Origin of the sequence: uncultured Ferrovibrio sp. (assembly GCF_937960835.1) — a bacterium.
GTDB lineage: Bacteria > Pseudomonadota > Alphaproteobacteria > Ferrovibrionales > Ferrovibrionaceae > Ferrovibrio.
In genome coordinates, this window is the sequence record NZ_CALGPC010000004.1 from 34534 (window position 1) to 49145 (window position 14612).

General features: G+C 60.9%; 14 protein-coding genes. 1 reads left to right on the top strand and 13 read right to left on the bottom strand.

Features of this window, described 5'->3' with window-relative positions:
* Positions 1-94 precede the first annotated feature (94 nt).
* Positions 95-280, bottom strand: a complete 186-nt coding sequence (locus Q0603_RS03735) for a hypothetical protein (protein ID WP_298722267.1) — start codon at positions 278-280, stop codon at positions 95-97.
* Positions 281-695: 415 nt separating this feature from the next.
* On the opposite strand from Q0603_RS03735, the gene Q0603_RS03740 reads away from it, so the two are divergent.
* Positions 696-2378: a N,N-dimethylformamidase beta subunit family domain-containing protein gene (locus tag Q0603_RS03740; protein ID WP_298722271.1), complete on the top strand. Its 1683-nt coding sequence runs from the start codon at positions 696-698 to the stop codon at positions 2376-2378.
* A 131-nt stretch (positions 2379-2509) separates the two neighbouring features.
* Here the strand turns inward: Q0603_RS03740 and Q0603_RS03745 are convergent, their stop codons facing one another.
* The 12 genes from Q0603_RS03745 to Q0603_RS03800 form a co-directional block, all read right to left on the bottom strand.
* Positions 2510-2971, bottom strand: coding sequence for an Lrp/AsnC family transcriptional regulator (locus Q0603_RS03745; protein WP_298722274.1), 462 nt, complete (start codon positions 2969-2971; stop codon positions 2510-2512).
* 58 nt (positions 2972-3029) lie between these two features.
* Entirely contained in the window at positions 3030-4364 is a 1335-nt protein-coding gene (gene lysA, locus Q0603_RS03750) for a diaminopimelate decarboxylase (RefSeq protein WP_298722279.1), read from the bottom strand.
* A gap of 51 nt (positions 4365-4415) precedes the next feature.
* Positions 4416-5525, bottom strand: coding sequence for a saccharopine dehydrogenase C-terminal domain-containing protein (locus tag Q0603_RS03755; RefSeq protein ID WP_298722282.1), 1110 nt, complete (start codon positions 5523-5525; stop codon positions 4416-4418).
* 411 nt (positions 5526-5936) lie between these two features.
* Positions 5937-6719 carry an acyl-homoserine-lactone synthase gene (locus Q0603_RS03760; protein ID WP_298722285.1) on the bottom strand — a complete coding sequence of 261 codons (783 nt, stop codon included), beginning with the start codon at positions 6717-6719 and terminating at the stop codon, positions 5937-5939.
* Positions 6720-6764: 45 nt separating this feature from the next.
* Positions 6765-7502 (bottom strand): LuxR family transcriptional regulator, encoded by a 738-nt coding sequence (locus Q0603_RS03765; protein ID WP_298722290.1) that lies wholly within the window; start codon positions 7500-7502, stop codon positions 6765-6767.
* 283 nt (positions 7503-7785) lie between these two features.
* Positions 7786-8502 (bottom strand): response regulator transcription factor, encoded by a 717-nt coding sequence (locus Q0603_RS03770; RefSeq protein ID WP_298722293.1) that lies wholly within the window; start codon positions 8500-8502, stop codon positions 7786-7788.
* Positions 8503-8658: 156 nt separating this feature from the next.
* The gene (locus Q0603_RS03775; protein WP_298722296.1) at positions 8659-9201 is read right to left on the bottom strand and encodes a GNAT family N-acetyltransferase; all 543 of its coding nucleotides are present in this window, start codon (positions 9199-9201) and stop codon (positions 8659-8661) included.
* A 53-nt stretch (positions 9202-9254) separates the two neighbouring features.
* Positions 9255-10532: an ATP-grasp domain-containing protein gene (locus Q0603_RS03780; RefSeq protein WP_298722298.1), complete on the bottom strand. Its 1278-nt coding sequence runs from the start codon at positions 10530-10532 to the stop codon at positions 9255-9257.
* A 4-nt stretch (positions 10533-10536) separates the two neighbouring features.
* Entirely contained in the window at positions 10537-10944 is a 408-nt protein-coding gene (locus Q0603_RS03785) for a hypothetical protein (protein WP_298722303.1), read from the bottom strand.
* 731 nt (positions 10945-11675) lie between these two features.
* Entirely contained in the window at positions 11676-12497 is an 822-nt protein-coding gene (locus Q0603_RS03790; protein ID WP_298722305.1) for a phosphodiesterase, read from the bottom strand.
* 541 nt (positions 12498-13038) lie between these two features.
* Entirely contained in the window at positions 13039-13812 is a 774-nt protein-coding gene (locus Q0603_RS03795; protein WP_298722307.1) for an ABC transporter permease, read from the bottom strand.
* An 18-nt stretch (positions 13813-13830) separates the two neighbouring features.
* A complete protein-coding gene (locus Q0603_RS03800; protein ID WP_298722309.1) occupies positions 13831-14610 on the bottom strand; it encodes an ABC transporter ATP-binding protein in 780 nt (259 codons plus the stop codon).
* Positions 14611-14612 lie beyond the last annotated feature (2 nt).

The following is a 14612-nucleotide window of genomic DNA, read 5'->3' on the forward strand; positions in this document are numbered from 1 at the left end:
ATCTCCCGATCTTTATTGGTTGCGCCTGTTTCACTGGTTTCACTGACTGCAGCTGTTGCATTGGCTTTATCCGTCCCTGTTTGCCTGTCGGTACTCAGCTAATCCCGTATTTGCCTGACAAACGCTCACTGTGCCGATACGCATTCACCCGCCACCAGCCTGCCGCCATGTCACCTGCCCTGATGTCACCTGCCCTGATGTCACCTGCCCTGATGTCACCTGCCCTGATGTCACCTGCCCTGATGCCATCTGCTGCGATGTCATCTGCTGCGGCGCTCATCCATCGCGGCTCCTTACAAAGGCGGCGGCATGCTTACCGGATGGCTGTTAGGCCTTCTTCAGGATTGCGAAATTCTGCAACGGGACTGCCGGAAACAATCGGCCATCTTGTCGGCGCACTGGCCGTTCACCGACGAAACATTTTGTCAGACCGACACTCCACCCGGGGATCTGATTGCTGACGGCATAGAGCCTCCGCGAGACGATTCGATCACCGCTCTGCGGCAAGATCGCTCATGCGCCACAAATTTGGGTGACGTTTTGTTGTCGACCGTTGTCGCATTCACAGCAGATTGGGCTTTGGCCGTCGTCCTGCCGGCAGCATCTGCCTGGGCGCACCGCTAAAGAGGGATCAGCAAGCGATTGCGAGAATCGCATCGAAGCCTTGCAGGTTGACAAGCGAGAAAGCTTTTACGATGGCCCGCGACGAATCGCTAACTCCTTTTCCTTTGAACACCGATCTGCTGGGGGCGGCCAATCCGCAAGTCTGGGGCGACTACTGGCCGCGCCCCCAAGGCTTCGACGCCCTGTTAAGCCGCTTCTTTGAGGCTCCGATCGAGGACGCCTCCCTGCCGCAGATCTGGTGTTACACGGACCGGCTTTCCTATCGCCCCGGCGAAACTGTCGCCATTCATGGCTGTGCCAGTCGCGACCGCGCCAGCCTGACTATTTATCGTGATGGGCTGCGGATGCAGCCGGCGGCGACATTTGATGATGTCAGCATGGCGTTCCAAATGCCGCCGGCGGATTTCATGGAGACCGGCTGCGACTGGCCTGCGATTCTTCACTGGCGCATTCCCGATTCCGCGCCAAGCGGCTTCTACGTGATCCGCGCCCGCATTGCGGATGATCGGGGCGGCTGGCGCGAGCAGGATCATGGCTTCTTTGTCCTGCCTGCCCGACCCGGCGAAAACGCACCGATCCTGCTGATTGCAGCAAGCAGCACATGGGCCGCCTATAACGACTGGGGCGGCGCGTGCAGTTATGCTGCCGCACAGCAGCCGCAAGGGCTGCCCTTTGCGCCGCGACTGAGCATCCATCGCCCTTATGCCCGCGGCTTCATCTGGCTTCCGGACAATGCGCCGCGCAAGATTGCAGACCACTCGCCCAAGCCCGGTGAAATCCCGCGCTATCCACAGTTTGAGTTCGCGCTGCAGCGGGGCTATAGCCGCTACTATGCCAATGCCGGCTGGGCAAGTTTCGAGCGCCCCTTTGCGTTCTGGGCCGAACGCGAAGGCTACAGGCTGGATTTCGCCTGCCAGCATGATTTGCATTTCACACCCGACCTTCTCGACTCCTATTCCTGCATCGTCATCGTTGGCCATGACGAATACTGGAGCTGGGAGATGCGCGAGGCAATCGAGGATTATTTGCGCAAGGGCGGGCATGTCGCCCGTTTCGCCGGCAATTTCGCCTGGCAGATCCGCCTGGAGGAGCAGGGCCGGGTGCAGGTCTGCTACAACCGGTTGGCACGCAGCCATGATCCGCTGATGCATACGCCGCAGCAGCAGCGCGTGACTGCCTGCTGGGAAGATCCACTGATCGGCTGGCCTGGTGCCAAGACCCTTGGCCTCAACGGCCTGTGGGGCGTCTATGCGGGTTTCGGCAGCATGGTGGCCAATGGCAGCGGCGGATTTACCGTCTACCGGCCACAGCACTGGGCCTTTGCCGGCACCGGTCTGGGCTATGGCGATGTCCTTGGAGGCAGCGCCCGCATTTTCGGCTATGAGGTCGACGGGCTCGATTACTGCATTCGCGACGGCCTGCCGCTGCCGACGGGTCGCGATGGTGCACCTGCTGATGTTCAGATTCTTGCCATGGGGCCTGCCTATAACCGCGAAACCCGGCAAGGCCTGCGAGGCGAGGCAACATATCTGCCCGATGAAACTGCCTATTTTGCGCTCTGCCGCTATGGCGCCGATACCCCGCAGAACCGCGAGCGGGCTGCGCGCGGCAGCGGCATGATCGCCAATATGGCCTTCGGCGCGGGCGAGGTCTTCAACGCAGGTACGATCGACTGGGTTGCCGGACTGATCCGACGCGATGCCGCCACGGAGCAGGTTACGCGCAATGTGCTCAACCGCTACAGCAGGCGCTGACAGCGCCATCTTTATCCGGGAATGGCCCTGCATTCCTATATCCTGCATTCCTATGCCGCAAAGGCTGCGGCGATCATCGATGCAGTCTTGTTGCAGCCGGCCTGACATCAGGTCTGGTCAGGCCATACCCCTTATGAGCCACCGTCGCCTTTCCGGTCGATCTTCTGCGACAGCACGATGAAGGAGCGGCAGCGCTCCACGCCCGGCTGACCGACGATCTCATCGATCAATGCATCGAGATCTTCGAGCCGCGGCGCTTCCAGCAGCAAAAACAGGTCGCTGTCGCCGCTGATCGTATAGCAGAGCTTTATCTCGGGCAGCTTGGCCAGCCGCTCGACGACATTGCGCTGCTGGCGCTGCGCAAGCGCAAGCAAGGCGATCGCCTGGGCATATTCTGCAAACGGATCACGGCCCAGCCTGACCATATAGCCGCGAATGACGCCTTCTCGCTCCAGCCTGCGGATGCGCTCATGCACAGTACTGCGGGCAAGCCCGAGCTTCTTGGCGAGCGCCATGGTGGATTGCCGCGCATTGGCCTGCAGAAGCGCGATCAACTGCCGGTCAAGTTCATCACGCACCCCGTCCCGCATCATGCCGCTTCCCGCAGAAAAAGGGCCGTGATTGCCGCAGCAGGATGGGGGCCGCATCCGGTCACAGCCATGGCGCCAGGGGCTCCTGCTGCAGCATCGCATACACCGATAGCCGGCGGCGCACGACGGCGTGACGATCGCCGTCGACCAGAACCTCGGGGATCAGCGGCCGTGCGTTATAGGTCGATGCCATGACTGCACCATAGGCACCGGCATTTTCGATCGCCAGAAGATCGCCGATAGCCGGCAGCGGCATGGCAAGATTGCGGGCGAAGACATCGCTGCTTTCGCAGACAGGGCCGACGATGTGACAGGGGACGGCACTTGCAGCCGTCATCTGGCGGACTGAGCGGATGGTATGGACCGCGTCATAAAGCGCGGGCCGCAACAGGTCGTTCATCGCTGCGTCGACGACGACAAAGTAGCCCTGCGGCGCCGGCTTGATGTTGATCACCCGCGTCACCAGAAGGCCTGACTGGGCCACAAGACAGCGGCCCGGCTCAATGGTCAGCTTGCATTGCAGCTGTCCGAGCGTCTCGCCGATGATGGCCGCGTAGCCGGCATAATCGGGGCGACGCTTACCGATATAGTCGATGCCAAGGCCGCCGCCGAGATCGAGATCGATTACGCTCAAGCCGGCGTTGCGCAAGGCCTGGACCATTTCGGCAAGGCGCCGGAAGGCAACGCGGAAACGCTCAAGGTCAAGAATCTGTGAGCCGATATGCAGCGCAAGCCCCTGCAGCACGATGCCTGACAGCCCCTGGGCCCTGCGATAGAGGGCCGGCAATTCTGCCCAGGCGATGCCGAATTTGCTTTCTGCCGTGCCGGTGGTGATCTTGGCATGCGTGCCGGCATCCAGGTCGGGATTGACACGCAGGCGGATCGTCATCGGCTTTGCCTGCTCGCGGCAGAGCCGGGCCAGCAGATCGAGCTCGCCGGCCGATTCGACATTGATATGGCCGACCTGGCAGGTCAGCGCCAGACGCAGCTCGGCCTCGGTTTTGCCGATGCCGGAGAAGACGATGTTGCCCGGTGCCATGCCGGCGGCACAGGCGCGCAGCAGCTCGCCGCCGGAGACGACGTCGGCTCCCGCGCCCAGCCGCGCCAGGCTGCGCAGGACCGACAGATTGCCATTCGCCTTCACAGCATAGCAGATTCGCGCAGGCAGCGGCGCCACCGCTTCGGCAAGCGCCAGATAGCTGTCGCAAATTGCCGCACTGGAATAGCAGTAGAAAGGCGTCTCCACGGCAGCGGCAATCTCAGGCAGGGGAAGCTGCTCTGCATGCAGTATCGCATTCTTGAAGTGAAATATGCGCCCATCATGACAGTCACCATTCTGCTGCCTGTCTGGCCAGCTGTCATAGCGGCTTGCCATTGGCTCCTTGGCTGGCTGCATGGCCAGGCGCCCGGCCGTTGATGAGAAGTCCGCCGCCATGGGAGAGACCTTCTAGGCCACCAGGCCAAGCGCGGCTGGCTGTGCTTCGCCATAAAGGCGACCGAACCGGTTGGCAAGGAAATCGCCAAGCGCAACATCCTCCTGGCGGATAAGGCCCGATGAGGGAAGCCGTCCTGCATGGAGCAGGTCGAGCACGGCGCACAGCCCGGCAGCCGTGGCGATCTGGATGGCACTGCGATGGCGGCCATACAGCTCGGTTCCGTAAATCTTGCGCAGGTAACTGTGCTGGATCAGCTGTCCCTGGCTCCAGCCGGAGGCAGTCACGAAGACGATGACGACATCCTGCTCGGTAGTTGGGATCGCCTGTTCAAGGATTTCCTTCAGCAGAAGGCGGCGATCGCGCAGGCGCAGGTCATGCAGAAGCGTCTTCATGATTGCCGCATGGCCCGGATAGCGGATGCTGCGATAGTTAAGTTCACGCAGCCTGCCGGCGAAACTCTCACAAAGCGTGCCAAGCCCGCCGGAGGTGTTGAATGCCTCATAGAGCACGCCATCCAGCGAGAAATGCTCGCATTCCTCCAGCGCCGGCAGGCTGACCAGTTCCCCGTTGCTGATCGCCTCGCAGGGCTGGCAATATTCGTTAATGACCCCTTCCGTGCTCCAGGTCAGGTTGTAGTTCAGGCCGTTGCTCGGATAGAGCGGCAGCGCTCCGGTCCGCAAGCGCAGGCTGTCCAGGCGTTCAAAGCGCTTGGCCAGATGGCTGGCGACGATGGAGACAAAGCCTGGCGCCAGTCCGCATTGGGGGACAAGCGCCGTTTGCGCGGCCTGGGCCAGCGCCTTGATCTGACGGGTAGCCGCAACATCCTCGGTGAGGTCAAAATAATGCACCTGCTCCTCTACGGCGACGGCCGCAACTTTGGCCGTCGCATGGAATGGCAGAGCGCTGACGACCGCAAACTTGCCGCGCAGGATTTCCCGCAAGGCCATGGTATTGGCGGCATCGAGCAGACAGTGACGCAGCCTTGGCGCATCATCGGCCGCAGACAAAAGCGGCACCTCGACATCGCATAGCGTAACCCGGTAATCGCCGGCTGCAAGCAGCATGTCCGCAATCGTGCGGCCGATCTTGCCGGCACCAAGAACTGCAATCTCAGTGCTCATCTCATCCCTCCGCTAGCACCTGCTAGCGGCAAAAAATTTGGACATCAGTGGATACGGGTAAAATGGCGATACTGGCGGAATGACGCCGCATTCCGCTCTATTGCCGAGCAGCATCGGCAGATCGTCGAAGCCGGTCCTGCGGGCTATGTTTTTCCAGTGGCAAGACATCTGGAAGGCGAATGCCAGGGATGATCTTTGCAATGAATACTTCTGCGATGCGTGCTGGAGACGACCGCAGCCCATCACAGGATGCCAGGGCTGATCTGACATCGCCGTATTCGGCCACCTCGTGGGCTAATTGTGGCTCTTATTCGGCCAGGATGTGCGGCCGGCAAGTTTTTCACGGAGTGGATCAGGCGGAGCTACTGCTGGCGCTCAAACCGGATGCAGCTTCCTGATTTAAGCGTGCTTTCAGTGCGAACAGGGCTTCGCGCCCGGTATGCAGGCCGGCTCCGCCTTCGATGGCATCGGCATTCCCTTCGAAACGGGAAACGGCAGCGCCGAGGGCGCAATGCGCCGGCCGCGCGGCCTGCGTCTGCCGGATGCAGTCGCAGACCCGTATCGCATCATGCTGTCCGATGCTGTGGCGGCAACCGGATGCAGCACGGACCCATCGATGCCGCAGCGGCGGCGAATACGGGCAAGAATGGCCGCACTTGCCGGCAGATAAGCGGCACAAACCTCATGGCGCCCGATTCTCTGGGGCGGGCCGGCATAGCGGACTTCACAGCCGCTGCGACGCATGACCCGTTCGAAGATCCATTGCGGCATGACGGCCAGATAACGGCTGATGCCGCAATAAAGCGCGAATTCCTGGCAACCGCAGATAAGTTCGGCAATGATCCTGCGCCGTTTTGCAGGCTCCAGATCGCTGTCGCAGCCAAAGCGGCTGGCCTCCCAGATGCGGGAATCGACCGGCGGGCGCTGTGGCAGCAGTTCGGGCCAGAGCGTCTGCACCATATAGGGCCGCAGGGTCGGGATGAGCCGCACCACGCCGCGGGCCTGCCCCTGTTCGTCGAGCCAGAGCAGGTAGACGGCGGCCGGGGTATCGAACTGATCGTATTCAAGCCCGGCGAAGCTTGGCACCCGCCATTGCTGCCGGTCGACGAACATGCGATGGCGCAGGCGGTGGTGGGAAATCCAGGCCTCGCCATAAAGATGGGCGCTATGCCAGTTCAGCGCGATGATCGCCATACTTTATGCTGCCTTGCCTTCAAATCACCTCACAGATATCTCAAATCATTTCTGTGGATTTATATCAATCAACCCGTAGCGCATGGCGAGAAGGACGGCTACCGTGCGGGTTGGCGCATCCAGCTTGCGCATCGCATTGCCAAGATGGAATTTGACCGTGTACTGGCTGACGCCGAGGATCTGAGAGATATCCCAGCTCGACTTGCCGAGCGCTGCCCAGCTCAGACATTCGCGCTCGCGCAGCGTCAGCTCTACGCCAGCTGCTGTTCGCATGCTGCCATTGGCCGCATTCTGGAAAGCAAGATGGAACCGCACGGCCAGTGCATGCAGATGACTGATTGTGAGCGGATCCACTACGCGCGTCGAGTCGGCAGCAAAGGAGACCACAGCCACGCGGCCGGCCGGACCATGGAGAGGCACGCTCAAGCCGCTGCGCAGCCCGAAGCTTCCTGCTTCGGCAAAGACGCGCCGCTGGCGCCGGTTAAGATGGCGATGCGCAAGCAGATCAGACCAGCATAAAGGCTGCTCCGCGGCTGGTGCGAGAACCACCACGGGATCGATCTGCTGGTAATGCTGTGCAGCGTAATGCTCCTGCCAGGCCTTTGGATAATTCAGCATCACCGCAGGATAGGGCAGCACCGGATTGTCATCGCTTCGATCACCAAGACAGCCATAGGCAATGTAGGAGAAATCATAGGCGGCGGCTGCTTCGATCAGCAGCGCAAACAGGGCCTGCGGCGAGCAGGGGGCATTCGATTGTTCGATGAACTCAAGCAGGTTCATCCGACAGCACGCGCCGCACCGCCTTCAGGATTGGCACGCCTCCTCCGACATTCTGTCGGAGCAAGCCGACAGCTCGTCGATTGCAGCGAAAAGTTATGAAAGCGGCCGCGCGAAAGCAACTTTGAATACGCGATTATGAAACAGCCATAACTCTCAGTCGAACATGGCTGCAATCTCTATAGCGACGTTTGCAATACTTCTGTTCGAGAGCCCTCGGACAAGCCTCGCTGCATGACGCCGGCGGTACAGCAAGACTTTCAGGCAATCAGGATTTCTCGCTTTTTTAAATCAGCGCATAACCGAGGCCGCGCACCGTGCGGATCAGCGGCTCGTCTGCATCATGATTCAGCGCCCGGCGCAGATGGGCGATATGAATGTCTATGATCCGGGAACTTAAGTCGAGGTTTCGCCGCCAGCAGGCCTGCGCCAGTTGCTCACGCGTAAAGACTCGGTGCGGGTCGCTCAGAAGTAGACGCAGCAAGCAGCGTTCGATCGGCCGCAACGCCAATTCCCGGCCAGCGCGGAAGGCGCGCCAGCTGACCAGATCGAATTCCAGATCACGGCAGCGCAGGATCCCTGCCGACTGGCCACGGGTCCGCAGCATGGCCCGCAGGGTGGCAATCAACTCCGCTGGCGGCCCTGCCCGCGGCAGGATGCTGAAGTGCTGCTGCATCTGCTCGTCTTCGGATGACAAGAGCGCATCGGCAAGCAGGACAACCGGCCGTGATAGATGCCGCAACAGTTCCAGCTGATCCGGCTGACGCATGATTGCGGCCCGGGCATCTATGACGATGGCATCGGCGCGCTCGATGAGACGCAGATCCAGGGTCGCCCGTCCCAATGGCGCCAATATGACGGTAAAGCCCGCCGCCTCCAGAACATAGCGCAGCAATACCGACTGCTCGGCATTCACACCGACGAGCAGCAGGCGCGGTATGACATTGCCCGTCCCAGCAGCGGCTCCCTTTTTGCCGTCGCTACCATCATTGCCTTGGACCATGGACCGAAACCGCCTTGCCTGACGCGGTCCTGTTCGTTGCACCAGCCGACCGGCCGCACGGGTGCCGCGCTATGACGGCCAGCATAGCTAGAAAGCGAGGCATCTACGCCTGTCCGATCGGGGAGGATGACTGAAATGCATGCCGGCAGTGCAAGGCTAGTCCTGTCCGGCGGCCAGCTGAAAGAAGACCTCGCGCGGCAACTCAAAATAATGCCACAGTTTGCCATCGCGCCAGCGATCGCCGGCATGGCGAAAGCCGAGCTTGGCGGCAGCATGCAGGGCCGGCGCATTGTCAGGCGCGATCATGCCAACCACCTGCCGCTTGGCTGAATTGCGCAGGGCATGGGCAATGCAGGCCCGGGCGGCCTCGGGGCCAAGGCCGCGTCCCGCACCGGCAGCGGAGAAGACATAGCCGAATTCGAGATCCTCCGTATCCTCGAAGTTGCGCAAGCCGGCGCGGCCGATGAAACAGGGCTCGGAACCGGCGCGCTTCTCATAGACCATCCAGAAGCCGAAACCATTCTCGCGCCATTGCGACAGAAATATCTTAAGCTGCATTTCGACATCGGCCAGGCGTTGCGGCTGACCGCCATAGATGCGCGCACGGACAAGCGGGTCGTTATGCAGAGCATGCAATGCTCGCAGATCTTCAGGCCGTAAGGCGCGCAGGATCAGGCGTCTGGTTTCAAGCTCCATCATGGCCGCTCCTTTCCCGGCACGCTGCGCCCGAAATCCGTTGCTGCACCCGTCATTCACCGCATCAGCGGAATCCTGAGACGGGTCTCGAACTCCATGAGCAGATCATCGGCCGCCTGCACTGCTTTGTTGCAGCTTGCTGCACGCAGCTGAAAGCTCGCCAAGAGGTCAAGGCTGCGGACAACCGTATCCGGCGCGAGTTGATAAACGGTGCAGTCGACCAGTTCGACGTCTTCCGGCAGCAGCCGATCAATGGCCTGCAGCCAGGACAGGTCGCAGTCAGCGGGCAGCTGACCATCGTCAGCCGGCATGATGGTGCGACCGGCAACGCAGCCGCAGAAATCAGGCCGGTCCGCCAGCGGCTCGCCCAGATGCAGATCCAGGAGCCGGTCCTGGATATCCTCGCCGGTCAGGTTTCGGTAAATGGCAGGCATGATGCCGCCCATCAAGCGGGCATTGGCTTCGACAAGAACCGGACCTTCTGAAGACACGATCATCTCGATGTGGAATATCCCAAGATCAAGGCCAAGAATGCGCAGCACCTCTTCGGCATAGGTGTAGGCAGCCTCGCTCTGGCGCGCGTCCAAATCGGCCGGCATGGAGGCGCCGATTTCAACGCATTCATCCAGATGCGCACGCGCGTGATCGGACAGCATGAAGCGATAAACATGGCCATCGCGAATGCCGATTTCTGCAGAGATCAGCGGCCCGCTGACATATTCCTCAATGAGAATACCGCGTCTCAACTGCTGCCAAAGCTGCGGCGGCAGCCGTCTGATCTCCTTCTGCAGCTGTTCTGCCGCACAGGCCGCCTGATCGGGATCGCCGGCAATGCTCGCCAGCAGGCTGTCGTAACCGGTCTGTGGCTTGACCACCACGGGGCCGCCGATTGCCGCGGCTGCAGCACGGGCCTCCTCAGCATTGTTGACCCTGTAACAGCGCGGCATCCGCAAGCCGGCGGCGCGCAGCCGGGCGCGGGTTTCGAACTTGTCCCGCGCAGCCGCAACGGCGGTCGTATCGGTAAAGGGGATATCAAGCCTGGCGCAGACCCGCGCTGCGGTATCAAGAGATGGCTCAAGCAGGCAGACTGCGGCATCGATCGGATTGAAGCCATGCAGGGCTGCAACGGCCTGGTGGAGGCTGGTCTCGTTGCTGGAATCGGCAATTGTGAGCAGCGCGTCCGCCATATAGACGATGTTGCGCACGCTTTGGGTCTGCGGATATTTGCGATAGCCGGAGCGTATGAAGGATACCTGCAGGCCGCGCCTCTTGGCGACCGCGATGGTATCGATCCCCGGCAGATTGGCATCTATGATCAGAAGGTGCGGCGCCATGGCGTCACCCCGCGAGCAATGCCAGTTCCGGCTGAATGGCCTCCAGCCGGGGCGGCGTACCGATCTGGCGGGTCAACTCAGCCAGACTGTCGCTCAGTTCGATCATCCAGGCATGAAGCAGACCATCGGGGGCCAATGGCCTGTCGGCAAGCTGAAAGCGGCCCACCATCAGCATGGCGCATGCCCTTCCCGCCGAGTCGCCATTGCAGGCCGCCTGATCGCCGCTCAGCAGCCGATTGTTGCGGCCTGTGGAATCTTTGTTTGCTGCAAAGCCCCGGCCTGCTGCGAGCTCATCACTTGCCCCCGCATTCGTACTGGGTGCCAGGCAGAACAGGAGGCAGCCGCCGCCGGACAGGTTTCGCAGCCAGTACACATCGCCCTCGCTTAATCCATGTACCGGCTGATAGGCCATGGCAAGACGTGCCCGGATGGCATGATCGGAATCTGGGCAGTCAAGCCGGCCGGCAAGGACGAGATAAGGGAGCTTGCTGCTTGCCCGCAGCCAGACATCGCTGCCATCTGCCTTGTGGAACATGATGTCTCCCGGTTAGGCCAACCGCCACTTCACCTGCCGGGCATGAATCCCATCGGTTGTAGCGCATCGTCGCGATCGCGTTGTCGCGATCTCATCGTTGCCATCTCATCGTTGCCATCTCATCGTCGCGATCCCTCACCGCCCCATTATCATCGGGGCCACGGGTGGTGCGGTTCGGCAACGGGACTCCGACGGATCGTGCCGCAGACCTTGGCTTCGGTTGCGATATGCGGTCTCCGCCCTTGGTGCTCATGCCATTAATGCTGCCGTCGACATTAATGCTGCTCGATTGTTTCTGCTCGTAATGCCATTCTGCTCGTAAATGCCGTTCTGCTCGCGGCACTGTTTCTGTGCGCGATGCCGTTTCTGCTCGTAATGCGCCTGCCGGATCAGACCGGCGCGACGCATGGAAGACAGGGTATGAATCCCCCTTGACCGCGCAAGCAAACTCCGCCGGCCGGGCAATCATTTAGCGATGGGGCAACATTCAGGATTCGCGGATTTTACAAACAATACCGCAGATGCAGCGCGAGGACCGCCAAGCCGGCAGGTTGTCGCTTCTCGATCTGCTGCCAGAACAGCTTTCGATGGCAGGCCGGTTTCCGGCTTTAATCGGCCAACTTGGCCTTTGGATTGGAAAGCGGATACGGTCCATCATAATCGCCGATCATTGCCACATGACTGATCAGCCTGCTGCCGTTCCACCAATGCAGCATGAAGCCCGGCGGCTCCATCCGAAAGCAGCCGGGGGCCTCTGGGTCGATGTCGAGCGCGATCTGGTGTGCGGGGCCGGGGCAGGTCATGGCCGGCCGGCCGCCCACGCTGGCGCGGATGGTGCGATGCAGATGACCGCAGAGGATCAGTTCGATCTGGGGATGGCGAGAGACAATGTCGGCAAATGCCTCGCGCCCCTTCAATCCGAACCTGTCCATATAGCCGATCCCGGTCTCAAAGGGCGGGTGGTGCATCATCACGAGAGTCGGGATATCCGGTTTCTGTTCCAGGGTCCGCTCCAGCCAGCCCAGCCGCTCCTGGCAAAGCTCCCCGCCGCTCTGCTTCGGGATGACGGTATCGAGCCCGAGGATCCGCAGGGGATAATCACTATCGATGGCAAATTGCAAGAATCCGCCCTCTGCCGGCATGTAGCAGTCCTTGCAAAAGGCGGCGCGCATGGCATTGCGTTCATCGTGATTGCCCGGCACGGCGATGATGCGCTGCGGAAGCGGCTTCAGGATCGCCTGCAGATGCTCGTATTCCTCCGGATGACCGGAATCGACCAGATCGCCGGTGAGCAGAATCACATCGGGCTGCTGCTTCAGGGCAAGGACTTCCTCGACGCAGCGGGCCAGCATCGCAGCAGTGTCGACCCGGCCGTAGGCAAGCTTGCCCGGCTGCTTGATATGGGTATCGGTGATCTGTGCGATCAGCATGCAGAAACTCCTCGCAACATCGGCAGACCCCACGGATCGTCAGCCGGTCAGCACCTGCCGCCTGGAGCCGTGACGCATCTTTGCTTCAATCACCAATGACCGCATTTCGTCAACCGGGGCAATGATCCTGGCAGGCGGTCATGTCCGATTGCCCGCATCCTGTCTTTGATGGCAGTCGAAAACGATTTTAAGCGCTTTAATACCGCAAGCCGCCCATTGGGACGCTGTCTTGCCATCGTGTTTGGATTCCTTGCTGAGAATCCGGTCACAGCATGATGACGCATATTACGGCATCATATTGAAAATCGGCTTTTGCAGCCCCGTCCTCGCGCTGTCAGAAGACAAAGGTTCGAAGGCTTCGCTGATCTTCCGGTTCCTGCAGTGAAACCTTCACCCAGCAGGAGCGCGCCCATGGCATGTGCATCATGGACAGGGGCGCCGACATTGCGGCGCCCCAGCGAAGTTGATCAGAGGAATACGATCTGCAGGCCCGGCAAGCTCCTCGGGCGACACCGGCGAGACGATCGGCAGCCGGAGATTGTCAACCTTCTCCTGCGGCAACGGAACCAAAGGACTTGCGGTCCCAGAACACGATGCGGGTATGCAAGAAACGCAACAACTGCGTTCCGCAGACGCCAATCACAGCAAGGGAGATCAGGCCTGCGAATACGGTTCCGAGATCAAGCGCATTGGAACCCGTCTGGATCAGGAAGCCAAGCCCCTCGGTGGAGGCAATGAATTCGCCGACTACGGCGCCGATCAGCCCCATGACCACGGCGATCTGCAGGCCCGCAAAGATCGGCGATGCGGCATGCGGCAGCTTGACCTCGCGCAGGATATCCAGCCGCGATGCGCCACAGATCCGCATCATGTCGACAAGATTTGGATCCACCGAACGCAGGCCGACGATGACGTTCACGAAGATCGGGAAGAAGCAGATCAGCGCCACCATGACGATCTTCGATTCGATGCCAAAGCCAAACCAGACGATGACCAGCGGCGCAAGGGCGACCTTCGGCATGGACTGTATGGCGATGACGAGCGGAAAGACGAAACGCTCGACAATGGGTATTTCAGCCAGCACCGCCCCGAGCACCAGCGCCACCACAGCGCCGCTCAGATAGCCCGTCACGGTCGCCGTAAGGGTGAAGCTGAGATGCGGCCAGTAGCTTCCGTCGATATATCCAGTCTGCAAGGATTCCAGAACCTGGCCAATATTGGGCAGGATGTAATTGGGAACATTGAAGATCCGGATAGCGACTTCCCAGAGCAGGATGACCGTGGCGAACGAAACCAACGGATAAAACAACCGCATCAGGCTTTGCCTCATTGTTTACCTCTTGCCATCCAGGGCACCGGTTACCGCGTAGAGCTCGCTGCGCAGCTCGTTGCAGAGCTCGGTGAAGGCGCTGTCCGCCAGGGTCTCCACATTGCGGGGACGCGGAAGATCGATGCGTATGTCTTTCACGACCTTGGCAGGCCGTGCCGAGAGAACGATGACCCGATCAGACAGGAATGCGGCCTCATGAATACTGTGGGTAACGAAGATTACCGTCTTCTGGGAATGCTCCCATAGCCGCTGCAACTCTAAAGACATCTGCTCCCGTGTCAGCGCGTCAAGCGCCGCAAATGGCTCATCCATGACCACCACCGGCGGGTCATGGATCAGCGCACGGGCAATGCCGACCCGCTGCTGCATGCCGCCGGACAGTTCGAAAGGATAGTTCTTTTCGAATCCGGCCAGCTTGACCAGCTCGAGCATCTGTCTGGCGCGAAGATCACATGCCTTCGCATCAAGACCTCGGGCGCGCAGTGGCACCTTGACGTTGTCCAGCACCGATTTCCAGGGCAGCAGGGTCGGCTGCTGAAAGACCATCCCCACATCCTTGCGCGGCCCAGTGACGGTTTCGCCATTCAGCTTGGCCGCGCCGGCACTCGGCGCCAGCAGCCCTGCGACCATCTTGATCAGCGTGGATTTGCCGCAGCCTGAAGGCCCGAGGATGGAGACGAAACTGCCTCGCTCGATATCGAGCGACAGATTCTGCACCGCCGGAATCGTCCCCGACGCCGTCACGTAGGTCAGCGAAACTCTGTCCAGGCTGACGGCCGGCATGG